Source organism: Atopococcus tabaci DSM 17538 (genome assembly GCF_000429585.1).
Taxonomy (GTDB): domain Bacteria; phylum Bacillota; class Bacilli; order Lactobacillales; family Carnobacteriaceae_A; genus Atopococcus; species Atopococcus tabaci.
The window spans coordinates 97,067-121,006 of record NZ_AUCD01000001.1; the positions used below are offsets into that span (position 1 = coordinate 97,067).

Sequence of the window (23,940 nt, forward strand, 5' to 3'; positions counted from 1 at the left end):
AAGTTTCGCAAAATTCCCCTTTCTTTGCGTACCTTTATTATGAAGGTGAATTATATAAGTCAGGGGAAGATAAAATGAACAACGAACAACACAACTTGATGGAAGTACATTTGTTTCGATTGGCGTATTGTCAAGGGTTGGCCAACAGCGAAAAAAGAAGTCTGGCGGCTGCCTTGCAAGAAGACCGGGTATCTTCGCCGGCTTTTCTTGCGGACAAAGCTGGTTTGAAACACGAAAGCAAAGAAAAATTTCTGCGACATTGTGAAACATTTGATGTGGACGGAGAGAGAAAAAAATTGAAGGACTGGGGAATTTCTTGGGTCAGCCAAGATGATCCAGAGTTTCCTCTATCCTTAAAAAATATCTACGACAGCCCGCTCGGTTTATTTTGTATGGGCGATCGCTCTTTATTACAGAAAAAATCCTTGAGTGTTGTCGGTGCGCGTTCCTGCACCCCGTATGGCAGAGAGTGTCTGAAGCGTCTGCTTCCTGGGGTAATTCAGGAAGGATTCGTGATTATCAGCGGCCTTGCCAGGGGGATTGATACCGAAGCACACGAAACGGCGATTCAACAAGGCGGGAAAACCATTGCCGTCATAGGCACTGGAATTGATTTTGCCTATCCGGCCGAAAACAGAGAACTTCAAAAGACGATTGGAACTCAGCATCTCTTGCTGTCGGAGTATCCCTTAGGCACAAAACCTATGAGAGAGCATTTTCCGATGAGAAACCGCATCATTGCAGGATTATCCATGGGGACCTTGGTTGTGGAAGCAAGACGACGCAGCGGAAGTTTGATTACAGCCAATCTGGCTTTGAATGAGGGCCGGGAAGTATTTGCGGTTCCAGGCAGTATTTTAAGCCCTTTATCCGAAGGTACCAACGATCTGATTAAACACGGCGCCAAGTGTGTATACTCCAGCAAAGACATACTGGAAGAGAGTATGATTCACTTATAAATGAATGGACGAAATCGGTTTTTTTCAACTCGGAAAAAGCCGGTTTTTTCTTTTTCGTGTAGGTGCATTTAAAAGTTGCCAGTTGACAAACCTGATTCGTATGGCATAAGATGATTAACGATTTATCAAATGCGAAACCAAGCGATCCTGCCATCGCATTCATGTACCTGCGTTTTTGGAAAAATCTAAATAAACGTGGTGACTTTATAACCAAATGAAATCACTAGTAAGATGCAATGAGATTATGAGAGGAGCATTCCATGGCTTATAAGAACCTTGTTATTGTGGAATCACCGGCAAAAGCCAAAACAATTGAAAAATATTTGGGCAGAAACTATAAAGTAGTTGCCAGTTTAGGACATATCAGAGATTTGCCGAAGAGTCGGATGGGAATTGACTTTGAAAATGAGTACCAACCCGATTACATTACGATTCGCGGAAAAGGTCCGTTGATTAAAGATTTGAAAAAATACGCCAAAAAAGCTGAGAAAGTTTATCTCGCAGCCGACCCGGACCGCGAAGGGGAAGCCATTGCCTGGCACTTAAGCCATATTTTGAATTTGGATAAAGACGATAAGAACCGTGTGGTCTTTAATGAAATCACGAAAGACGCTGTGAAGAATGCGTTCAAAGAGCCGCGCTCTTTAAATGAAGATTTGATTGATTCCCAGCAAGCCCGTCGTGTATTGGACCGTATCGTGGGATATAAAATCAGCCCTATATTATGGAAGAAAGTCAAAAAAGGACTTAGTGCTGGACGTGTCCAATCCGTCGCGTTGAAAATCATTTGTGACCGCGAAGAAGAAATCAAGAATTTCAAACCGGAAGAGTACTGGTCTATTGACGGGAACTTCAAGAAAGATCGAAAAAAATTCAAAGCTTCTTTCCATGGTGTGGATGGAAAGAAAGTAAACTTAAAAACCAATGAAGATGTCCAAGAAGTCATTAAAAAAATGGACAAAGACAAAGACTGGACTGTTGAATCCGTGGTCCGTAAAGAACGCAAGCGGAATCCTTCCCTGCCGTTTACAACCAGCAGCCTGCAGCAGGAAGCAGCCCGTAAGCTGAATTTCCGTACACGGAAAACCATGATGATCGCACAACAGCTGTACGAGGGAATCAGCTTGGGAAGAGGCGGCGCAGTCGGTTTGATCACCTATATGCGGACGGATTCCACTCGTATTTCCAACACAGCAAAAGAAGAAGCCAGCCAATTGATCCATGAGACATATGGCGCAGAATATGCAGCTTCTCAACCTCGAAAAGGGAAGAAAAGCGGCAGTGCACAAGACGCTCACGAAGCTATCCGTCCGACAAGTGCTTTAAGAAAACCGGAAGACATCCAACAATATTTAACGAAAGACCAGTACAAGCTGTACAATTTGATTTGGACCCGTTTTATCGCCAGTCAAATGACACCGGCAGTATACGACACCATGCGCATTGATTTAGAACAAAATGGTGTTCGTTTCCGCGCGAATGGCTCGAAAGTGAAATTCCAAGGTTTCCAAAAAGTATACATTGAAGGCAGAGATGACGGGAAAGAAGAAAAAGAAAACTTGTTGCCTGATATGGAAAAAGGGGACAAAGTGACTCGTGTGGACTTGGAACCCAACCAACACTTCACGCAGCCGCCTGCCCGTTACAGTGAAGCTACGTTGATTCGTACACTTGAAGAAAACGGTGTTGGCCGTCCATCCACGTATGCGCCGACATTGGATACGATTCAAAGAAGGTATTACGTCACCTTGAAGAACAAACGGTTTGAACCAACCGAACTGGGCGATATCGTCAACAACCTCATCAAAGAATTCTTCCCGAATATTGTCGATGTGAACTTTACGGCAGAAATGGAAAAAGACCTGGATGCTGTGGAAGAAGGGAAGAAAGAATGGATTTCTGTCATTGACAGCTTCTATCAATCCTTTAAGAAAGATGTAGAAAATGCGGAAGAAAACATTAAAGAAATTGAAATCAAAGATGAACCGGCTGGATTTGACTGCGAAGTCTGCGGCAATCCGATGGTCATTAAAATCGGCCGTTACGGAAAATTCTATGCATGCAGCAACTTCCCTGAATGCCGCAACTCCAAAGCGATTGTCAAAGAAATCGGGGTTACTTGTCCAACATGTAAGGAAGGACAAGTAGTTGAACGGAAATCGAAGAAAAAACGCATCTTCTACGGATGCAGCCGTTACCCGGACTGCGATTTTACTTCATGGGACAAGCCTGTAGGAAGAGATTGTCCGAAGTGCGAGCACTTCCTGGTGGAAAAAAGAAAGAAAGGATCCACCCAAGTGGTGTGTTCCAACTGCGATTACCAAGAAGCGGCCCAATCATAAAAACAATTGAATAAGCGATGAATGCGACAGATTGTAATCTCTCCGCCTCTGTGCTAAAGTTAATTTGGTGCAGAAGTGGAGGGATTTTTTTTGGATGATCAACAACTCGTACAGGTGTTTGAAGACTACTTGGTCAATGAACGTCATTATTCAGAATTGACGAAAAAAGCATACTTGGAAGATATTCAAGCCTTTCGAGCGTTCCTTGAAGAAACAGGAAATCCGGCGTTAAAAGCGGTGACGCTTCAAGACGCACGAATCTATCTGGGGCGCTTGACCGATGAAGAATACAGTCGGAATTCCATTTCCAGAAAAATTTCTAGCCTGCGTGCGTTTTATCAATTTCTTGTGAAAAACGAAGAAGTGGCAGACAATCCGTTTTCTTACTTGAATTTGAAGAAAAAAGGATTCCGTCTTCCGAACTTTTTCTACTCAGAAGAGATGAACCACTTGTTTGAAGCGGTTCGCGGAGACAAACCTCTGGATTACCGCAACGAAGCACTAGTGGAAGTGTTGTACGGAACGGGGATACGTGTCAGCGAATGTACGGATATCCGTTTGGACGACATAGACATGGAAATGAGTGTGTTGTTGGTCCGGGGAAAAGGAAACAAGGAACGTTATGTCCCATTCGGCCATTATGCAGCAGCGGCGATGGAAGAGTATATAGAAAAATGCCGCATCCCGTTGATGACACGCTACAAAAAAGACCACGATTTTTTCTTTGTCAATCACCACGGAGATCCGATCACGGCCGGCGGAGTCCAATACGTTTTGAAACAACTGATTAAAAAAAGCAGTTTGACGTCTAACATTCACCCGCACATGTTCCGACACACCTTTGCGACCCATTTGCTGGACAACGGGGCGGATATGCGGACAGTTCAAGAACTCCTCGGACATTCCAGTCTTTCTTCCACACAAATTTATGCACACGTCACCAAAGAGCATTTACAAGCTGATTATATGAAATTTCACCCGCGGGCATAAACGCTCCAAGGGCGAACGGAGGAAAATGTATGACAGAATTTCACGCAACCACAATATTAGGCATTCGTCATGAAGGCAAAATGGCCATGGCCGGCGACGGTCAAGTGACAATGGGCGAACAAGTTATCATGAAAGGAACCGCCCGGAAAGTCCGCCGCATCTACAACGGTGAAGTATTGGTCGGGTTTGCCGGCAGTGTGGCGGATGCATTTACTCTTGAAGAAAAATTTGAAGGCTATTTGAATCAATATAAAGGAAATTTGATGCGCGCAGCGGTGGAGCTAGCACAAGAATGGCGCTCAGATAAAGTCATGCAAAAACTTGAAGCGCTGTTAATTGTCATGGACAAAAATGACATGCTGCTGGTTTCCGGGAACGGAGAAGTCATTCAGCCGGATGATGGAATCCTTGCCATCGGATCAGGTGGAAACTTCGCGTTGTCCGCTGCCCGGGCATTGAAGAAGCACGCCACGAACTTAACAGCTGCTGAAATCGCAAAAGAAGGGCTGACAATCGCAGCTGATATCTGCGTCTTTACAAACCACAACATCATAGTGGAAGAATTATAAGAGGTGAGCTGAATATGCACATTAAAGATGATATGACACCAAGAGAGATCGTCCAGGAACTGGACAAATACATCATCGGCCAGCACGATGCCAAACGGTCCGTGGCCATCGCACTGCGGAACCGTTACCGTCGTTTGCAGCTGGATGATGACATGCAACGCGAGATTACACCAAAAAACATTTTGATGATCGGTGCCACAGGGGTAGGGAAAACAGAAATCGCCCGCCGGTTGGCTTCTATTGTGAAAGCGCCTTTCGTGAAAGTGGAAGCCACCAAGTTTACTGAAGTGGGGTATATCGGACGCGATGTGGAATCGATGGTCCGTGATTTGGTTGAAGCAGCTGTTCAGCTTGTTCGTAACCAGCAGTACGATAGAGTTCGTCCGCAGGCGGAACGTCATGCGATTGAACGGGTGGCAAAAGCTTTGGCACCCGGAATCAAAAAAGAACGCAATCCGTATGACAACAACCCATTCGGTTCCATGTTCAAAAATATGGGCATCGATCCCAACCAATTAGCACCGGAACCGGAAGAAGAGGAAGAAGAAGTGACGCCTCAAATTTCCAGCAAACGGGATGAGTTAAAAGAACAAATCCGACGCGGAGTATTGGACAACAAAGAAGTCACCATCAAAGTGACGGAAAAGAAAAAATCCGCTCCAAGTCCGATGAACGCCGGGCTGGAACAGATGGGCATCGATTTGAGCGAAACATTGGGCGCTTTGACCCCTCAGAAAAAAGTCAAACGCACGGTGACCGTGAAAGAAGCCATCGAAATCTTTACAGAAGAAGAAGCCGAGAAACTGGTCAACCAAGAAGATGTGCACGCTGAAGCCATCAAACTGGCACAAGACTCGGGGATCATTTTCATCGATGAGATTGATAAAATCACGTCTAAAAACGGCAACAATTCCGGACAAGTTTCCCGTGAAGGAGTGCAACGTGACATCCTGCCGATCGTCGAGGGATCCACTGTCAGCACGAAGTATGGAACAATCAATACCGATCACATTCTCTTCATCGGTTCTGGAGCCTTCCATATGTCCAAACCGAGCGATTTGATCCCGGAATTACAAGGGCGGTTCCCGATTCGTGTGGAACTGGATGATTTGACGAAAGATGATTTCTTGAAGATTTTGACGGAGCCGCATAATGCATTGGTCAAACAATACAGAGAGTTGCTGCGGACAGAAAACATCGACGTAATCTTTACTTTCGAAGCAGTGGAACGCATCGCGGAAATCGCGTATGAAGTCAATGCGGAAACCGACAATATCGGAGCCCGCCGTCTGCATACGATTCTTGAGCGTTTATTGGAAGATCTGTTGTTTGAAGCACCAGACATGCAGATGGGCGAAGTGAAAATCACGCGCCAATACGTGGATGAAAAAATTGGGCACATTGTAGCGGACAAAGACTTGAGCCGTTACATCCTTTAAGAAACGAATGACCAAAGGGAGCGGCAATGCGTCGCTCCTTTTCTGTATCTCTTTCTTAACAAACTGCACAGACAAAGAGGAGTGGAAACATGCGGCATCGAATTGAAAATGAATGGATAGAAGCGGAAATTGAGACGAAGGGCGCGGAATTAAAAAGTCTGCGGAACAAAGAAACAAACAGAGAATACATGTGGCAGGGAGATCCGGTTTACTGGGGAAGAACAGCTCCTGTTTTGTTCCCGATTGTCGGGAAGCTGAAAGAAGATAAGTACCAGTTAAATGGAAAAGAGTACGAAATGACCCAGCATGGATTTGGCAGGGACAAAGAATTTGAACTGATCGAGCAACAGGATGATCGTTTGGTCTTTCAGCTTACTTCAGATTCTCAAACGAAGGAACACTACCCGTATGATTTTCGATTGAGAATCCGGTACACTTTACGTCAAAATGCCATTGAAGTAGGTTATGAAGTGCAAAATGTAAACAATGAAGACATGTACTTCTCCATCGGCGGCCATCCGGGTTTTCAAGTACCAATGACTAAAGAAACCGCCTTTGAAGACTATGTTGTTTCTGTCAATCCAAAAGAAGAGAGAGAAAGAATTCCGTTGAACGGACCATATGCGGATATAGAAAAGGTCCGGATAGACGATAGCGTAAGCGAAGAGTTGAAATTGAAGCATTCGCTTTTCGACCAAGACGCATTGATTTACCGGATGGAAGGTCAGAATGAAGTGACCATCCATTCACACCAGCATGAACATTTTGTCCGCGTCTCTTTCAGCGGTTTTCCATATGTGGGGATTTGGACTCCTCCGGCAAAAAAAGCTCCGTTTTTATGTATTGAACCGTGGCACGGACTGGCTGATACGGTAGAAGCTTCAGGGGAGCTGTCCCAAAAGATGGGAATCCGGTCTCTTGAACCGGGGAGCACTTTTCAAACGAGCTATCAAATTGAAGTTGGGTAAATAAAAAAACGTCTGGGACAGCCCAGACGTTTTTTTATTTCTGTTTGTCTTTTGCTCCTAAACCAAAAGGAACTTTGTTTTCTTTTCCTTCACGGATACGTTTGATATTCTCTTTGTGCCGCACGACAACCAATACCATGATGATAAAGACCATTGTGCTGAATATCCAGTCTTGTAAAAACAAAGAGGCAAAGAATGCCAGAATGAGTGTTGTGACACTCGCAAAACTTACCATGCTGGCTACATACAGAAGAATCAAAAAAATCGCAACCATCACCAATAAAAAGAGAGGGTTATAGGCAATCGCCACTCCTGCACTGGTCGCCACAGCTTTTCCACCTTTGAATTTGGCAAAAATCGGGAATACATGCCCAATGATAGCGGCTATACCGATAATCATCGGATGGATGTCCACGTTAAACAGCAGCGGCAATAATCCAGCAGCCGTCCCTTTCAACACATCCACCAATAACACCATGATGCCAGCTTGTTTACCTAAGACCCGGAACGCATTCGTGGTGCCTGAATTGCCGCTTCCGTGTTCTCTAATGTCTGTTTTATACAATAATTTTCCAACCCACACACCGGCTGGGGTTGACCCCAGCAAGTAAGCAAGAAGAAACATACTGATCAGCTTCACTTGCATTGTTCTACCCCTTTCGCATCAAGCAGCCCTATTTTACCATGGAATAAGGCGTCGCACCAATATTTTTCTTGCCGAACATATTTTCGTTTTTTGAGGATTCATGGTAAAATAGTACAGTATCCTTACGCGCTTGAGCGAGAATGTTATTTAAAATGAAGCTTGACAGCAGGAGACTCTTAGTTTACGCTCAATGACGCAGATATACGAGATAAGGAGATTGGTTTGAGTGAAACAACAATTTGAATACAATGATTCTTCCATCCAAGTGTTAGAAGGCTTGGAAGCAGTAAGAAAACGACCAGGAATGTATATCGGGTCAACCGATGCACGGGGATTGCACCATTTGGTGTATGAACTTGTAGACAACTCAGTGGACGAAATCCTTTCTGGGTTCGGAGATGAAATCAACGTCACCATCCACAAAGACAACAGCATCACCATCACTGATAACGGAAGAGGGATGCCGGTTGGTATGCACAGTTCAGGTATCCCGACCATCCAGGTCATCTTTACCGTACTGCACGCAGGCGGAAAATTCGGCCAGCAGGGCGGCTACAAAACGTCCGGCGGTCTGCACGGGGTAGGGGCGAGTGTGGTCAATGCCTTGTCCAAGAACTTGAGCGTCACCGTGTACCGTGAAGGAACAAAATATACGCAGCAGTTTGAAAACGGCGGAAAACCGGTCAACGGACTGGTCAAGGAATCGGCTCCGAAAACTAAAAGAGGGACTTCTGTCTGGTTTCTTCCTGATGAAGAAATCTTTTCCAGCATCGATTTTTCGTATGAAACACTCTGCGAACGATTGCGTGAATCAGCTTTTCTGTTGAAAGGTGTCAAAATCACGATTGAAGATGAACGGACCGAGGAAAAAGATACATTCTTCTATGAAGAAGGCATCAAAGAATTCGTCGAGTACTTGAATGAAAACAAAGACACCCTGACAGACATTGCGTATTTTGAAGGGAAAGCAAACGGCATTGAAGTGGAATGTTCCCTGCAGTACAATGACGGCTATTCAGAGAGCATCTTGTCCTTTGTCAACAACGTCCGCACCCGTGACGGCGGGACCCATGAAGCGGGATTGAAAACAGGACTGACCAAAACATTCAACGAATATGCGCGCCAATCCGGCCAGTTGAAAGAAAAAGACAAGAACTTGGAAGGGAGCGACGTCAGGGAAGGAATCGTCATCGTCCTCTCTGTCCGGATTCCAGAAGCCCTGCTGCAGTTTGAAGGACAGACGAAAAGCAAACTGGGGACCACTGAAGCACGTTCAGCGGTCGAATCGGTTGTCTCTGAGCTGTTTGGCATCTTGTTGGCTGAAAACGGCGAGAAGAGCCAAGAATTGGTCCGCAAAGCGATCAAAGCGCGGGAAGCACGGGAAGCGGCCCGGAAAGCGAAAGAAGAAAGCCGGAACGGTAAGAAGAACAAGCGCAGAGAAACACTTTTGTCCGGCAAGTTGACTCCGGCACAAGGGAAAAACCCTAAGAAGAATGAACTGTTCTTGGTAGAGGGGGATTCTGCCGGCGGCTCAGCCAAGCAAGGGAGAGACCGGAAGTTCCAAGCGATCCTTCCGTTGAGGGGTAAAGTTATCAATACGGAACGGGCAAGCATGAACGACATTTTGAAAAACGAAGAAATCAACACGATGATTTACACCATCGGGGCTGGAGTAGGCCCGGAGTTTGATTTGAAAGACTGCAACTACGACAAAGTGATCATCATGACGGATGCCGATACAGACGGTGCCCACATCCAAGTATTGTTGTTGACTTTCTTTTACCGGTACATGAAACCATTGGTGGAAGCCGGAAAAGTCTATTTGGCGCTCCCGCCATTGTACAAAGTATCCAAAGGAAGAGGCAAAAAAGAACAAATCGAATACGCTTGGACCGATGAGGAATTGGAAGACGTCACAAAGAACATGGGGAAAAACTACATCCTGCAGCGCTACAAAGGTCTCGGGGAAATGAACGCCGATCAGCTATGGGAAACCACCATGAACCCGGAAACCCGTACGTTGATCCGTGTCCGCATCGACGACTTGGCCAAAGCAGAAAAACGAGTGTCCGTCTTGATGGGCAACAAAGTGGAACCGAGACGGAAATGGATCGAATCCCATGTTGAATTCACGATGGAAGAAGGCGGAAGCATTTTGGAAAACGACCAAATGCTGGACGATCAGCCTGAATTTTCGGAACGAGAGGAAGAAGCAGCGAATGCCGAAGAGAGATGAAATACAAGAATTATCATTAGATGAAGTAATGGGAGACCGTTTCGGACGGTACTCCAGGTACATCATCCAGGAACGGGCCATCCCAGACATCCGGGACGGATTAAAGCCTGTTCAACGACGCATTCTTTATTCCATGTCGGTGGAAGGCAATACACACGAAAAAGGCTTTCGCAAATCGGCGAAAACCGTCGGAAACGTGATCGGGAATTACCACCCTCACGGAGACACCAGCGTGTACGATGCCATGGTCCGGTTAAGTCAGGAATGGAAGATGCGGGAACCGTTGATTGAGATGCACGGAAACAACGGAAGTATGGACGGGGACCCACCGGCAGCGATGCGGTATACGGAAGCACGTATGTCTAAAATCGCGGGTGAGATGACCCAGGACTTGGAAAAAGAAACAGTGGAATGGGTTCTCAACTTTGATGACACCACGCATGAACCGACGGTGATGCCCGCTCGTTTCCCGAACCTGCTGGTAAATGGAGCGACCGGAATCTCAGCAGGATATGCAACGGACATTCCGCCGCACAACTTAGGAGAAGTCATCGATGCAGCCATCTATCTGATTAAACATCCCGGAACCGATACAAAGAAATTGATGAGTTTCATCAAAGGGCCGGATTTTCCTACCGGCGGCATCGTTCAAGGGGAAAAAGGGCTGCAAAAAGCGTATGAAACAGGGAAAGGTAAAATTGTGGTGCGGTCTAAGACCATGATTGAAGACATTCGCGGCGGCCGTCAACAGATTGTGGTCACTGAAATTCCATACGAAGTGAATAAAGCAAACATCGTACGGAAAATTGATGACATCAAATACAACAAGAGAATTGACGGCATCTCGGAAGTTCGGGATGAAACGGACCGGGACGGCCTTCGCATTGTGGTGGAATTGAAAAAAGAAGCCAATGCGGAAGGCATTTTGACCTATCTGTTGAAGAACACGGACTTGCAGATTTCTTATAACTTGAACATGGTTGCGATTGACGAAAAACGTCCGCAGCAGGTGGGGTTGAAACAAATTTTGAGTGCTTACTTGGAGCACCGCCGCACGATTGTTACCCGTCGGACCGAATTTGACCTCCGCAAAGCGCAAAACCGCAAACACATCGTAGACGGATTGATCAAAGCAGTCTCGATTTTGGATGATGTGATTGCGGCGATTCGTCAAAGCAAGAACAAACAAGATGCCAAACGGAACATCGAGGCGCAGTTTGGTTTCACCGAAGCGCAAGCAGAAGCGATTGTGTCCTTGCAGTTGTACCGTTTATCCAATACGGACATCACCCAGCTTCAAAAAGAAGCCGATGAATTGGACAAGCAGATTGCAACTCTCAGCGCCATCTTGGCAGATCCGAAGAAACGGGACCAAGAGATCATCAAAGAGATGCGGGAGACGAAAAAAGCTTACGCCACCCCACGCTTGACAGAGATTGAAGAAAAAATTGAGGAACTGAAGGTCGAAACAGAAGTGTTGATAGCGGAAGAAGACGTGATCGTTTCTGTGACACGGGATGGGTACGTGAAGCGGACAAGTCCGCGTTCGTACGGCGCATCCTTGCCAGAGGAAATCGGTTTGAAAGAAGGAGACCACCCTGTACTGGTTCAACAATTATCCACGCTGGATCAAGTGGTTTTGTTTACGAACAAAGGAAACTTCATCAATCGGCCGGTTTATGAATTGCCGGACTTCCGTTGGAAAGACTTGGGGCAGCACCTGTCACAGACCATTTCCCTGGAAAAAGAAGAACAGATTATTGCGGCGTTTGGATTGAAAGACTTTACGGAAGAAGCCACGTTTGTGTTGTTCTCAAAAGAAGGATTCATCAAACAAACGGCGCTGGCGGAGTTCCAACCTAAACGGACGTATCGCAAGAAAAGTTCGGTGGGCATGAAGTTGAAGACATCCAGCGATGAAGTAGTAGCCGTGTACTATACGGACGCTACCGATAAACAAGACGTCTTCTTAGTCAGTCACGGAGGGTACGGCCTGCGCTACTCACTGAAAGAAGTTCCGATTGTCGGGGCGAAAGCAGCCGGCGTCAAGTCGATGAACTTGAAAGAAGACGATTGGATTGTGGGCGGAACGCTCATCGATCCGGACGAGAACCGCACGCATATCTTGATTGTCACTCAAAGAGGCGCAGTCAAGAAAATGGACTTGTCGGAATTTGACGTTATGGCACGAGCACAAAGAGGGCTGCTGGTGCTGCGTGATTTGAAAGCCAAGCCGCATCGAGTGGCCTTGATTGAAAAAGTAGAGGAGGGAGAGCAGCGGACCTTGATTACTGATAAAGGCGAAAGTTTCCTTTTGGATGAAGGGCGTTACTCCCCAGTCGATCGCTACAATAACGGATCGTTTATCCTTGATGAAAATACAGATGGCACACCCGTGATGATGAAGCGGGACGATATCGTAAAAATCGATACAAAAGAATAGTGAATGAAAGCACCAGGCGAGAGCATACATCGCCTGGTGCTTTTTTGGTGTCACTTGTTCTTAGGTGTAAAAAGTTTTTGTTAGTACAACATTCACAAACTGAAAGAATACGATTTCACAAATTTTAACCAAAATTCTACTTTATGCAAAAAATACAGGGAAAACACTTCTATTTAAAAGTGATAAATTGAGCTTGTCCGACTTATCTCCATGTGTTATATTGAACATGTTGAAGCTGTTCAGCTTACATAGCATATGAGGAGGCGTCAGAAATGGAGGAAGTAAAAAGTTTAAACGTATTTGAAGAAGCTTGGAGTGGGTTTAAAGGGAAAGTATGGAAATCTGAAATTGATGTCCGAGATTTCATCCAACACAATTACACCCCTTATGAAGGGGACGAAACGTTCCTTGAAGGACCGACTCAAGAGACAAAAGAGTTATGGGACCAAGTGATGGAGTTGAATAGCCAGGAGTACAAAGCCGGTGGTGTGTTGGACATGGACACCAAAGTGGTTTCTACCATCACTTCACACGGTCCAGGTTATCTGAATAAAGAAAAAGAACAAGTCGTCGGATTCCAGACAGATCAGCCGTTCAAACGTTCCTTGCAGCCATTTGGCGGAATCCGAATGAGCGAATTGTCTGCGGAATCATACGGATATGAAATCGACCCGGAAGTCTCACACATCTTCCGTGAGTACAGAAAGACGCACAACCAAGGGGTATTTGACGCTTATACGCCCGAAATGCGCGCCGCACGTCGCAGCGGGGTCATTACGGGGCTGCCGGATGCATACGGCCGTGGACGCATCATCGGGGACTACCGTCGTGTGGCTCTTTACGGGGTGGACTACCTGATCAAAGAAAAAATCCACGACAAGGACAATACTGACAGCGGGGTCATGAATGAAGAAGTGATTCGCGCCCGCGAAGAGTTGAGTGACCAACTGGTGGCTTTAAATGAATTAAAAGAACTGGGCCAAATTTACGGGTTTGATATTTCAAAACCGACTAAAAACGCGAAAGAAGCGTTCCAATGGCTCTACTTAGGTTACTTGGCTGCAATCAAACAACAAAACGGAGCCGCTATGTCGCTGGGACGCACCTCGACTTTTCTGGATATTTATATCGAACGTGATTTGAAAAAGGGTGTATTAACGGAAGAAGAGGCACAAGAAATTGTCGATCACTTTGTGATGAAGCTGCGCTTGGTGAAATTCGCACGGACACCGGAGTACAACGAATTGTTTTCAGGGGATCCGACTTGGGTCACAGAAAGTATCGGCGGAGTCGGCCTTGATGGACGCCATATGGTCACCAAAAACAGTTTCCGCTTCCTCCATACATTGTCCAACTTGGGGCCGGCGCCGGAGCCGAACTTGACCGTTTTGTGGTCCACTCAATTGCCCGCTAACTTCAAACGTTATTGTGCAAAAATGTCGATCGAAACAAGCGCCATTCAATACGAAAACGACGACATCATGCGTCCGGAATGGGGAGATGATTACGGAATCGCCTGCTGTGTGTCTGCGATGGCCATCGGAAAACAAATGCAGTTCTTCGGTGCACGGGCCAACTTGGCGAAAGCTCTGTTGTATGCCATTAACGGCGGCGTAGATGAAAAGTCTAAAGCCCAAGTGGCTCCGAAGTACCAGCCAATCACTTCTGAATATTTGGATTACGATGAAGTGATCGAAAAATACAACAATATTTTGGAGTGGCTCGCTTCCCTCTACATCAACACATTGAATATCATCCATTACATGCACGATAAATACAGTTACGAAAGCATTGAGATGGCGCTCCACGATACAGAAGTGAAACGGACAATGGCAACCGGTATAGCCGGATTCTCAGTCGCCGTTGACTCTTTGTCCGCTATCAAACACGCGAAAGTGAAAGTGATTCGTGACGAAACAGGTTTGGCAGTGGATTACGAGATTGAGGGCGATTATCCTAAATACGGGAACAACGACAACCGTGTTGACGACATTGCGGTCAACTTGTTGAAAACCTTTATGACAAAAGTGAAGAAAAACCCAACTTATCGGAACGCGCTCCATACCACGTCTATTTTGACCATCACATCAAACGTGGTATACGGGAAGAAAACCGGAAATACACCGGATGGACGACGGGAGGGAATCCCGTTTGCCCCGGGAGCAAACCCGCTGCATGGAAGAGACACACATGGTGCTCTGGCCAGTTTGAATTCGGTGGCGAAACTTCCATATGCGTATTCGCTGGATGGAATTTCAAATACATTCTCCATTGTGCCAAAAGCGCTTGGGAAAGACGAAGAGGTTCAAAAACAGAACTTGGCCAATATGTTGGATGGCTATGTCAAAAAAGGCGGCCATCATCTCAACGTGAACGCGTTGAACCGGGACATGTTAGTGGATGCGATGGAACATCCGGAAGAATACCCGCAGTTGACGATTCGGGTGTCCGGTTACGCGGTCAACTTCATTAAGCTGACAAGAGAACAACAGATGGACGTCATCAACCGTACCTTCCATGAAAGCATGTAAAAGCAGAAACAACCTCGATTTGCAGACAGCATGCTTTCCTCCAAATCACAGGCAGAAGACGGATCTCCTCCGTCTTTCTGCTTCTTATGAAAGGAAGAAATGCATCTGTTTTTTCTTTTCATAAGAAATGAAAGCAGTCAGGACACTGCGTAAAGGAGAATGACCAATGACCGATCAAACAATAGGGTACGTCCATTCCACAGAAAGCTTTGGATCTGTCGATGGACCGGGCATCCGCTTTGTAGCGTTTATGCAGGGATGCCGGATGCGGTGTGAATTTTGCCACAATCCCGATACATGGAATATGGGAGGCGGCACTCCCTATACACCGGAAGAATTATTGGAAGAAGCATTAGATTATAGAGAGTACTGGGGAACCAACGGAGGCATCACGATCAGCGGGGGTGAACCGCTGCTGCATATTGATTTTTTAATTGAGCTTTTCAAACTGGCGAAAGCAGAGGGTGTCCATACGGCTTTGGATACGTGCGGCCAGCCATTTACTTACGACCAACCCTTCTTCGGCCGCTTCGAAGAATTGATGGAGTACACGGATTTGGTATTGATGGATTTGAAACACATCGATGACGAAATCCATAAGAAATATACCATGCATTCCAACAAAAGCATCTTGGATATGGCGGAATACTTATCCTCCAAAGATATTCCGATGTGGGTGCGTCATGTGTTGGTGCCGGAACGATCGGATTACGATGACTATTTGATGCGGTTGAACCACTTTATTGAACAATTGAAAAGTGTGCATAAAGTCGAAGTGCTTCCGTACCATAAATTAGGCGTCTACAAATACGAAGCCATGGGAATTCCATATAAATTAAAAGACATTAATCCGCCGACAAAAGAACGGGTGGATAACGCCAACCGAATTTTGCAGACAGAAAAATATGTGAAATATAAAGAACAATGAAGCATGAAACCAAAAAGGCACTCCTCATTGCTTTTTTGGTTTTTTTAGCGGAAGGAAGAGAAAAATGACAGACGTAAAAAACAACATGTTTACAAACCGGACATTGGATTACTTTCTCGTTTTAGTAGAAACGATGAATTACACAAGGGCAGCAGAAAAACTGGGCATCACACAGCCGGCTTTGACCCAGCAGATAAAGAAATTGGAGCGGCAGACCGGTTCGCCCGTGTTTTACAGTTCCGGGAAAAAACTGCATCTCACACAAACCGGAAAGACCGTTTTACGCATGACTCATGGAATTTATAACATCATTGACCGTGCCTCTGAAGAAATCCAGAAAACCTCCCACGCTGCCCAAGGACACATCCAAATAGGTGTACTGCCTTCCCTTGATGATACACTTCTCATCGAGTTCATCACCCGGTATCACAGAGAACATCCCGGCGTGACTCTGACGGTGCATACGTTGAACAGAAAAGAGATGTGGCACCAGTTGGAGCATGACTGCATCGATTTGGCCGTGATGTACCTTCCGGATTCCATCATCCAAAGCTGGGCAGCGTATGATTCGTACCCTCTACTGACCGATGAGTTGCTTTATGTGGATCCGCAGAGAAATTTAGATGAAACGGGTGCCGTGTCGTTGTGTGAAATCGGATGGGACACGTTGGCTTTGTTTCCGGAAACTTGTTACGTGCATTATGCCTTGAAAGAAGCATTCTCGAAAAATATGTTGGATTTTCCACGTGCAGCTGTGCACCTCTCTACAGCCGATCAATTGCTTCGGTTTAGTGCGGCATCCGGTTATTGCACCGTACTGCCCAGAACGTTTATCGAAAATAACCGGCCGAAATTCAAAAAGAATGCTGTTTCTTTTAAGGAACCGATTGAATTTCAGCAAGCTTTCGTATATCGTAAAGATAAGCTGCTTATTCCCCGCATTGACGTTTTCTTCCATTCGTTTAAACAGTATCTGTCAGAACAGATAGAGAGTTGTTCTTTAGTCGATACATATATGTGAAAAGCGGATGCTGGAGAAAGGGCGAGGATCAGCTGAACTTATTCGAATACAAAAGGAGAATCTTTTATGGGAAAAGTGCTCGTCTTTGGTCATAAAAATCCAGATACAGATGCTGTCACCTCAGCGATTTCTTATGCATATTTGCAACAACAATTAGGAGTGGATGCCGAGGCAGTTGCTCTAGGAGAGGTTGGAGAAGAAACGGCCTATGCGTTGGATTACTTCAATACACAAGCTCCCCGCGTGATTGAAACAGCCGCTAATGAAGCCGAACAAGTGATGCTGGTGGATCACAACGAATTCCAACAAAGTGTTTCCGACATTGAAGAAGTTACGGTTCTTTCGGTTGTGGACCATCACCGGATCGCCAACTTCCACACAGCTGATCCGCTGCACTACCGCGCAGAACCAGTGGGATGCACCAACACGATTATTTTGAAAATGTTCAAAGAAAACCAAGTGGACATTCCGAAAGACATCGCCGGGTTGATGCTGTCAGCGATTATTTCTGACAGCTTGTTGTTCAAATCCCCTACCTGCACGGAACAAGACATCAAAGCGGCAAAAGAACTGGCTGAGATTGCAGAAGTAGATTTGGAAAGCTATGGCTTGGACATGTTGAAAGCCGGAACCAACACAGGCGACAAAACTGCAGAAGAGTTGCTCGAGGGCGACGCCAAAACATTCCCTATGGGCAGCAAATCCGTTCGTATCGGTCAAGTCAACGTAGTGGATGTCAACGACGTTCTTTCCAGAAAAGCAGAATTGGTGAAAGAGATGGAACGCCTTTGCTTGGAAAACAAATACGACTTGTATGTGTTGCTGATTACCAACATCTTGGAAAGCAACTCAGAAGCGTTGGTTTCTGGCAACCCAATCAAAGCGGTGGAAGAAGCATTCGGAAAAGAAATTACCGACAGTCAACTCCCACTTTCAGGTGTGGTTTCCCGTAAAAAACAAGTGGTTCCCAACTTGACAGAAGTATTGGAAAAATACGAATAAAACCAGAAAAAAGACCTTCGCCGGTACTCGGACGAAGGTCTTTTTTTGTCTTTGCGTTAGCGATATGCGAGTGCGTTCTTACATCACGTCATTGGCAACCAGATCTTCAAACGATTGCCGCTTGATGACCAGACGATGCTGCCCGTCTTTTACGAAAACAACAGCCGGCTTGCGCATTTGATTGTAGTTGCTGGCCATGGAGTAATGATACGCTCCTGTTGCCAATACACACAATAAATCGCCTGCTTCCACATGCGGAAGAGAGATGTCTTTTGCGATGATGTCTCCGGACTCACATAATTTTCCAGCGATGGTTGTGCGGATCAACTGATCCTCTGTGCGCCGGTTAGCCAACTTCACAGTATACTTGGCGTCATACAAGGAAGTGCGGATATTGTCGCTCATCCCACCATCTATGGAAACGTAGGTATTGGTATTTGGAATATCTTTGATCGTTCCCACTGTGTACAACGTGATGCCGGCTTCTCCCACGATCGCTCTTCCTGGTTCCATCATCAACTCAGGAAGAGGGTAATCAACTTCTTCACATACAGAGCGCAATGTATCGGTGATTTCTTTGATTGCATCTTCAATCGGGTAGCGCACGTCTTCATCGGTATACTGGATGCTGAACCCGCCGCCGATATTGAGTTTCTCGATGTGGATGTCATGGTCGTTCAGCCAGTGAATGACTTTTTTAATCGTGGCGGTCGTGCCTTCGGTGCCAAAAATTTGCGAACCGATATGGAAGTGAATGCCTTTCAAGTTCAGATGCCGAGAAGCTTCTATTTTACGGATGCCTTTCAACGCCAATCCATGGAGGAGGCTTAAACCGAACTTGGAGTCTTCCTGACCGGTTTGGATGAATTCGTGAGTGTGAGCCTCCACACCTGGGTTCACACGCAACAGGACATCCACAGGCCCATTTGCCAAAGCGTCAATTCGGTCCACTTCGCTCAAGGAGTCAACGACGAACAACCCGATGCCGGCTTCTAAAGCGTAGCGGATCTCTTCATTGGTTTTGTTGTTCCCATGGAAGTGGATGTGTTCGGCAGGGAATCCTGCTTTCAATGCGGTATACAGTTCACCGTCACTGACGACATCGAGTCCCATGTTTTCTTCGTTCATGATTCGGAACAGCTGGATGGAACTGAACGCTTTGCTGGCATAGGAAACCGTGTACTCGACACCGCTGTTTTTGAGCGACTGATGGAAGCGACGGCATTGGTTTCTTATGTGGTTTTCGTCATAAACAAACAAAGGCGTGCCGTAAGTTTCTTGCAGTTCCGTCAACGGGATGTCTTGGAGTGCTAATTGATTGTGTTCATTGTAAGTTAAATCCATCGTATGCCTCGTTTCTTCTTAATTGTTGTCAAATGATTCAAAGGTATAATACCCGTTTGGTTGGTTCACCAGTTTTTCCGCCACATCTAAAGCACCGTTGGCAAAAATATCTTTTGATTGAGCTTCATGGATGATGGAGATGGTTTCGTCGTGTCCTGCATAAAGGACTTCGTGTTTTCCGACGATGGTCCCTCCGCGGATGGCATGGACACCGATTTCGTTTTGGTCTCTTTTTTCATGTTTCTCATGGCGGTCATAAACCGGGTGGTTGTCTTGACGTTTCTCCAAAACCGCATCTAACAGCTTATTCAATGTCCCGCTTGGCGCATCCACTTTTTGATTGTGGTGGCTCTCAACGAGTTCAATGTCAAAAGAAGAAAGAAGCGGGGTGGCGAACCGGACCAATTCTGTCAAGACGTGAACCCCATAACTCATATTCGCGCTGAAAAAGACCGGCTGCGTCTGTGCTTTTTTATTCATCAATGCTTCCATTTCTTCTTTATCCCCCGTTGTGGCGATGACCAGCGGAAGAGAGAGAGAAGATTGCAGCATTTCTTTTGTCCAGGAGGGATGAGAGAAATCAATGACAACATCCGCATCCGGAAGATCCTCAAAAGAATGGTAGAGAGGGTAGGGAGCCGATCCCATTCCTTCCTTCATCAATACACCAACAATCGTATACCCCTTTTTCTCAGCGAGAGCCGCAACGCGTTGGTTCATTGCTCCATAACCAGATAATAAAATATTCATATTGACTAATTTCCTCCCCGTACGTGATTGAAGGCATCAATCAACTGTTGTTGTTTGCTATCTTCTAACGGAACCAAAGGCAGACGCAGTTCATAGGTCCCGTATCCAAGATGAGAAGTAAGAACTTTGATTGGAATTGGGTTCACATCCATACTCAATGCATCCACAAGAGGGTAAAGATGGTAGTGCAGTTTTTGTGCTTTGGTTACGTTCGTCAGGCTGGCTTCATACAGTTCCACATATTCTTTCGGAAGCGCGTTTGCGGCTACAGAAATGATGCCGTCTCCGCCAAGTGACATGAATGGAAGGAAGGAATCATCATTTCCGCTGTACATCGCAAAAGAGTCATCCGTCAACAATTTTACTTGAGACAAGTAGTTCATATCACCAGTCGCGTCTTTCAACCCAACGATCCGCGGGTGCTTACTTAATTCCGCAACGGTTTCGGGAGCGATGGTCATGCCGGTACGGGCCGGTACGTTATAGAGGATGATAGGTAGGTTGGTTTCATCTGCAATAGCAGTGAAATGCGCAATCAGCCCTTTCTGACTTGTTTTATTGTAGTACGGAGTGATCAACAGCAAACCATCCACGCCTAAACCTTCCGCTTCTTTGGATGCTGCGATGGAGTGGGCTGTGTTATTTGATCCGGTTCCGGCAATGACAGGAATCTTTCCGTCGGCCGTTTTTACCGCAATTTTTAACAATTCTGTTTTCTCTTCGTCTGTCAGGGTGGATGACTCTCCTGTGGTTCCGTTCACTACCAAACTGTGGGAACCTTGTTCGATCAAGAATTTCAAGTGATTGCGGAAAGCTTCGTAATCAACTGCACCTTGTTGGAAAGGAGCGGTTACGGCAACGCCGATACCTTTGAATAAGTGGGACATAGTAAAATCCTCATTTCTGTTTGATTTTTAGTACTTGTTCTAAGATTTGAACCGTATTTAAAGCTGCACCTTTCAGCAAGTTGTCGCTTGTTACCCATAGATGGAAGCTGTTTGGCAGTGTGTCGTCTTGGCGGATGCGGCCGACGAAAATTTCCTCTTTTCCAGCAGCGGTAAGCGGCATCGGGTAGACGTTGTTCTGCGGGTCGTCCTGCAATACCACATACGGGCTTTTTTCAAACAATTCTTGAATTTCTTTTACTGAAGCTTCTTTATTAAGCGTCACATTGATGGCCACCGCATGGGAGTTTTCCACGGGTACGCGGACACAAGTGGCGGTTACTTTCAAATCTGGTTTGTTTAAGATTTTCCGAGTTTCCAAAACCATTTTTTGTTCCTCTTTCGTATACCCGTCTTCCAAGAACACATCTATATGCGGGATGACGTTATTGTAAATAGGATACGGGTAGTTGACAGGTTTTTCTCCACGCTCGCCGCGTTTCAAGTCTTCAATGCCTTTAACGCCTGACCCGGAGACCGATTGATAAGTGGTGTAGGCCACACGTTCAATTCCAAATGCCTGCTCCAGAATGTTCAACGGTCCCACAGCCTGCGTGGTGGAGCAGTTAGGGTTGGCGATGATGCCTCGTTTAAAGGACGGCTGGTTGACTTCAGGGACAACCAAATCGATTTCCGGATCCATACGAAACGCATTTGAATTGTCGATGACTACTGCGCCGTGTTGTTCGAAAATAGGGGAGAAGGCGGAACTGATGCCGCTGCCTGCAGACATCAATATGTAATCAAACGATTGGGCGGCTTTTTCCTCGGTCAATTCTTCAACGATGTATGTTTTACCTTTTACTTCAACTTCTTTTCCAGCAGAACGTTCGGAAGAAAACAACACCAACTCATCAAAAGGGATGTTTTTCTTTTCCAACAGCTCCAACATGTTCTGACCGACAAGGCCGGTTGCTCCGACTACAGCTAATTTAGTCATTTACTTACCTCCGTAATATTATAAATTAAATGTTTTACACAGGGTGGTTACAGCTTTTTCGCCATTTTCCTCATCAATGGCATATGAGATGCTGATTTCAGAAGTGGTGACTTGGTAGAAGGGAATGTCTGCTTCGATGAGTGTACGGAATACTTTTGAAGCCACTCCAGTCATATCACGCATACCTGCACCGATAACCGATACTTTGACGAAACCTTGTTCGGACTCGAAATAAAGATTTGGGTACTTTTCTTTCAGTACCGCGCAGAGCTCTTTTATCTTGTGTTCTTCGGTATTGGTAACCGTAAATGACAACTGCAACCCTTCATTGTTGATGATTTGAGAGATCATGTCCACGTTGATTTCATTTTCCTCTAAATGAAGAAACAGCCGATTCATCAATTCGGTATCGTATTCTGGATAATTGAGCGTAACGTGAACCATATCTTTATCCAAAGCCACTCCCGTAACCGCTTTTTTCTCCAACATTTCTTTTTGCGCCATAATCCATGTTCCTTTCTCCGTCGACAAGGTTTTTCCTAAATAAACAGGTATATTGTAATTATATGCTATTTCCATACTCCTTGAAGTTAAAACACCTGCACCTAAGGCACTCATTTCCATCATTTCTTCATAAGAGACATAGGGAAGGAGAGAGGCCTCAGAAAAGATACGAGGATCGGTGCTGTACACGCCGGCCACATCTGTATAAATTTCACAAGGACAGCCAAGCGATGCCGCAAGTGCCACAGCAGTGGTGTCGGAACCGCCGCGGCCAAGAGTGGTCATTTCTCCTTGGGAATTGAACCCTTGAAAACCTGCCAAAATCAATACTTCATTTGTCTCGAATAATTCATCGATGAATTCAGTATTTACTTTAGAGATTTTGCTGTTCAAGTGATGGCCGACGGTTTCGATACCCGCTTGATAGCCGGTTAACGGGTGGGATTTCACTTGAAGATCATTCAACGTGATGGATAGATAGGAGATGGTTTGTTGTTCACCTGTTGTCAGGAGCAACGCCAAGTCTTTTTCGTTTGGATGTTCCGTAATCTGGTTCGCTTTTTTCAAAAGGTCATCCGTTGTTTTTCCCATTGCGCTCACAACCACGACCAACTGTTCCTTTTGCGCTACGCGAGATTTGATGTAGTCGGCGATGCGCCGAATTTTCTCTAAATCCGCCACACTGGATCCGCCGAATTTCAAGACACGCCTGTTCATCAGAAATCAACCCTTTCAATGAGGTGCATACAAAAATAGACAAGCCCGGCTCACCGACTTGTCTATAATTAGCTTATTTACAAGTGGAAGCACTCCATTATCTGTAAGACAATGACAGACTACGCATTATTCATACGCAATCCAACGATGTATCATCTGCAAATGATACATGTTTCGGCAAATCTCCCTTTCCTTTGACAAAGTTTGCAGCTTGTTGACTGTCAAAGTACTGATGATTTTTGCACCTCATCCATTCATGAAATTTTTAATTGTTCCAATACACACCTTATCAAACTTTAATTGCAAAGTAAACCAACAACCATTAATCGTATGTGTCAATACTTTGGCGGAAACTTTTCTCTAGAGATGGTAACTCTTCAATTTTAATATTAAAATGGCTCATTCTGTGTGTTTCATTACCCAAACATTTTCTTCAGTTGTCCCATTGGACTTGATGTGGAACTATAATTAGCTATTTCACCTATTTTAACCCCTATAGAAGGACGATGAATCTTTTTCAAAACAGCTCTAACAGCCCCTTTAAATTCAGGGACAATGGTTTGTTCAAATGCAGGTAGTTCCGCTCTCAAAGCTTCTAAAAGCGTTCCGTTTTTACGAGCTGAAATAATGGAAGCTAAGTTTCCAGCCCCTTTGGCTGAAAATCCAC

The 23,940-nt window shown here is 45.6% G+C and carries 18 protein-coding genes, 1 pseudogene and 1 riboswitch; of the genes and pseudogenes, 12 read left to right on the plus strand and 7 right to left on the minus strand.

Annotated elements, in window-relative coordinates; genetic code table 11:
• Window positions 1-74: 74 nt before the first annotated feature.
• The 6 genes from dprA (at window position 75) to G470_RS0100510 (ending at window position 7,267) form a co-directional block, all read left to right on the plus strand.
• Window positions 75-959: a DNA-processing protein DprA gene (gene dprA, locus G470_RS0100485; protein ID WP_240470612.1), complete on the plus strand. Its 885-nt coding sequence runs from the start codon at window positions 75-77 to the stop codon at window positions 957-959.
• 260 nt (window positions 960-1,219) lie between these two features.
• Entirely contained in the window at window positions 1,220-3,301 is a 2,082-nt protein-coding gene (gene topA, locus G470_RS0100490) for a type I DNA topoisomerase (RefSeq protein ID WP_028273113.1), read from the plus strand.
• 90 nt (window positions 3,302-3,391) lie between these two features.
• Complete coding sequence (xerC, locus tag G470_RS0100495) at window positions 3,392-4,291, plus strand: tyrosine recombinase XerC (RefSeq protein WP_028273114.1); 900 nt, start codon at window positions 3,392-3,394, stop codon at window positions 4,289-4,291.
• A gap of 29 nt (window positions 4,292-4,320) precedes the next feature.
• Window positions 4,321-4,860, plus strand: a complete 540-nt coding sequence (hslV, locus tag G470_RS0100500) for an ATP-dependent protease subunit HslV (protein WP_028273115.1) — start codon at window positions 4,321-4,323, stop codon at window positions 4,858-4,860.
• Window positions 4,861-4,874: 14 nt separating this feature from the next.
• A complete protein-coding gene (gene hslU / locus G470_RS0100505) occupies window positions 4,875-6,299 on the plus strand; it encodes an ATP-dependent protease ATPase subunit HslU (protein WP_028273116.1) in 1,425 nt (474 codons plus the stop codon).
• An 89-nt stretch (window positions 6,300-6,388) separates the two neighbouring features.
• Window positions 6,389-7,267: an aldose 1-epimerase family protein gene (locus G470_RS0100510; RefSeq protein ID WP_028273117.1), complete on the plus strand. Its 879-nt coding sequence runs from the start codon at window positions 6,389-6,391 to the stop codon at window positions 7,265-7,267.
• A 34-nt stretch (window positions 7,268-7,301) separates the two neighbouring features.
• On the opposite strand, the gene plsY is transcribed toward G470_RS0100510, so the two are convergent.
• Window positions 7,302-7,913, minus strand: a complete 612-nt coding sequence (plsY, locus tag G470_RS0100515) for a glycerol-3-phosphate 1-O-acyltransferase PlsY (protein WP_028273118.1) — start codon at window positions 7,911-7,913, stop codon at window positions 7,302-7,304.
• 226 nt (window positions 7,914-8,139) lie between these two features.
• Between plsY and parE the strand changes: the two genes are divergently transcribed.
• The 6 genes from parE (at window position 8,140) to G470_RS0100545 (ending at window position 18,074) form a co-directional block, all read left to right on the plus strand.
• Window positions 8,140-10,149, plus strand: a complete 2,010-nt coding sequence (gene parE, locus G470_RS0100520) for a DNA topoisomerase IV subunit B (RefSeq protein WP_028273119.1) — start codon at window positions 8,140-8,142, stop codon at window positions 10,147-10,149.
• Window positions 10,133-12,592, plus strand: a complete 2,460-nt coding sequence (parC, locus tag G470_RS0100525) for a DNA topoisomerase IV subunit A (RefSeq protein ID WP_028273120.1) — start codon at window positions 10,133-10,135, stop codon at window positions 12,590-12,592. Before parE ends, parC begins: the two co-directional genes overlap by 17 nt.
• 272 nt (window positions 12,593-12,864) lie before the next feature.
• On the plus strand, window positions 12,865-15,123 hold the full coding sequence (gene pflB / locus G470_RS0100530; protein WP_028273121.1) for a formate C-acetyltransferase: 2,259 nt from the start codon (window positions 12,865-12,867) through the stop codon (window positions 15,121-15,123).
• A gap of 166 nt (window positions 15,124-15,289) precedes the next feature.
• Window positions 15,290-16,051: a pyruvate formate-lyase-activating protein gene (pflA, locus tag G470_RS0100535; protein WP_028273122.1), complete on the plus strand. Its 762-nt coding sequence runs from the start codon at window positions 15,290-15,292 to the stop codon at window positions 16,049-16,051.
• Between the two features lie 64 nt (window positions 16,052-16,115).
• Window positions 16,116-17,072, plus strand: coding sequence for a LysR family transcriptional regulator (locus G470_RS0100540; protein ID WP_028273123.1), 957 nt, complete (start codon window positions 16,116-16,118; stop codon window positions 17,070-17,072).
• Between the two features lie 66 nt (window positions 17,073-17,138).
• The gene (locus G470_RS0100545) at window positions 17,139-18,074 is read left to right on the plus strand and encodes a manganese-dependent inorganic pyrophosphatase (RefSeq protein WP_028273124.1); all 936 of its coding nucleotides are present in this window, start codon (window positions 17,139-17,141) and stop codon (window positions 18,072-18,074) included.
• 78 nt (window positions 18,075-18,152) lie between these two features.
• On the opposite strand, the gene lysA is transcribed toward G470_RS0100545, so the two are convergent.
• The 6 genes and pseudogenes from lysA to G470_RS14515 all read right to left on the minus strand — a co-directional run.
• Window positions 18,153-19,418, minus strand: coding sequence for a diaminopimelate decarboxylase (gene lysA / locus G470_RS0100550; protein ID WP_028273125.1), 1,266 nt, complete (start codon window positions 19,416-19,418; stop codon window positions 18,153-18,155).
• Window positions 19,419-19,436: 18 nt separating this feature from the next.
• Window positions 19,437-20,168: a 4-hydroxy-tetrahydrodipicolinate reductase gene (dapB, locus tag G470_RS0100555; RefSeq protein WP_028273126.1), complete on the minus strand. Its 732-nt coding sequence runs from the start codon at window positions 20,166-20,168 to the stop codon at window positions 19,437-19,439.
• A 5-nt stretch (window positions 20,169-20,173) separates the two neighbouring features.
• Complete coding sequence (dapA, locus tag G470_RS0100560) at window positions 20,174-21,055, minus strand: 4-hydroxy-tetrahydrodipicolinate synthase (protein ID WP_028273127.1); 882 nt, start codon at window positions 21,053-21,055, stop codon at window positions 20,174-20,176.
• Between the two features lie 10 nt (window positions 21,056-21,065).
• On the minus strand, window positions 21,066-22,052 hold the full coding sequence (locus G470_RS0100565) for an aspartate-semialdehyde dehydrogenase (protein WP_028273128.1): 987 nt from the start codon (window positions 22,050-22,052) through the stop codon (window positions 21,066-21,068).
• Window positions 22,053-22,070: 18 nt separating this feature from the next.
• The gene (locus G470_RS0100570) at window positions 22,071-23,273 is read right to left on the minus strand and encodes an aspartate kinase (protein ID WP_035444770.1); all 1,203 of its coding nucleotides are present in this window, start codon (window positions 23,271-23,273) and stop codon (window positions 22,071-22,073) included.
• A gap of 79 nt (window positions 23,274-23,352) precedes the next feature.
• Window positions 23,353-23,531: riboswitch (Lysine riboswitch) on the minus strand.
• Between the two features lie 158 nt (window positions 23,532-23,689).
• Window positions 23,690-23,940: pseudogene (locus G470_RS14515) on the minus strand (hypothetical protein); the annotation flags it as partial.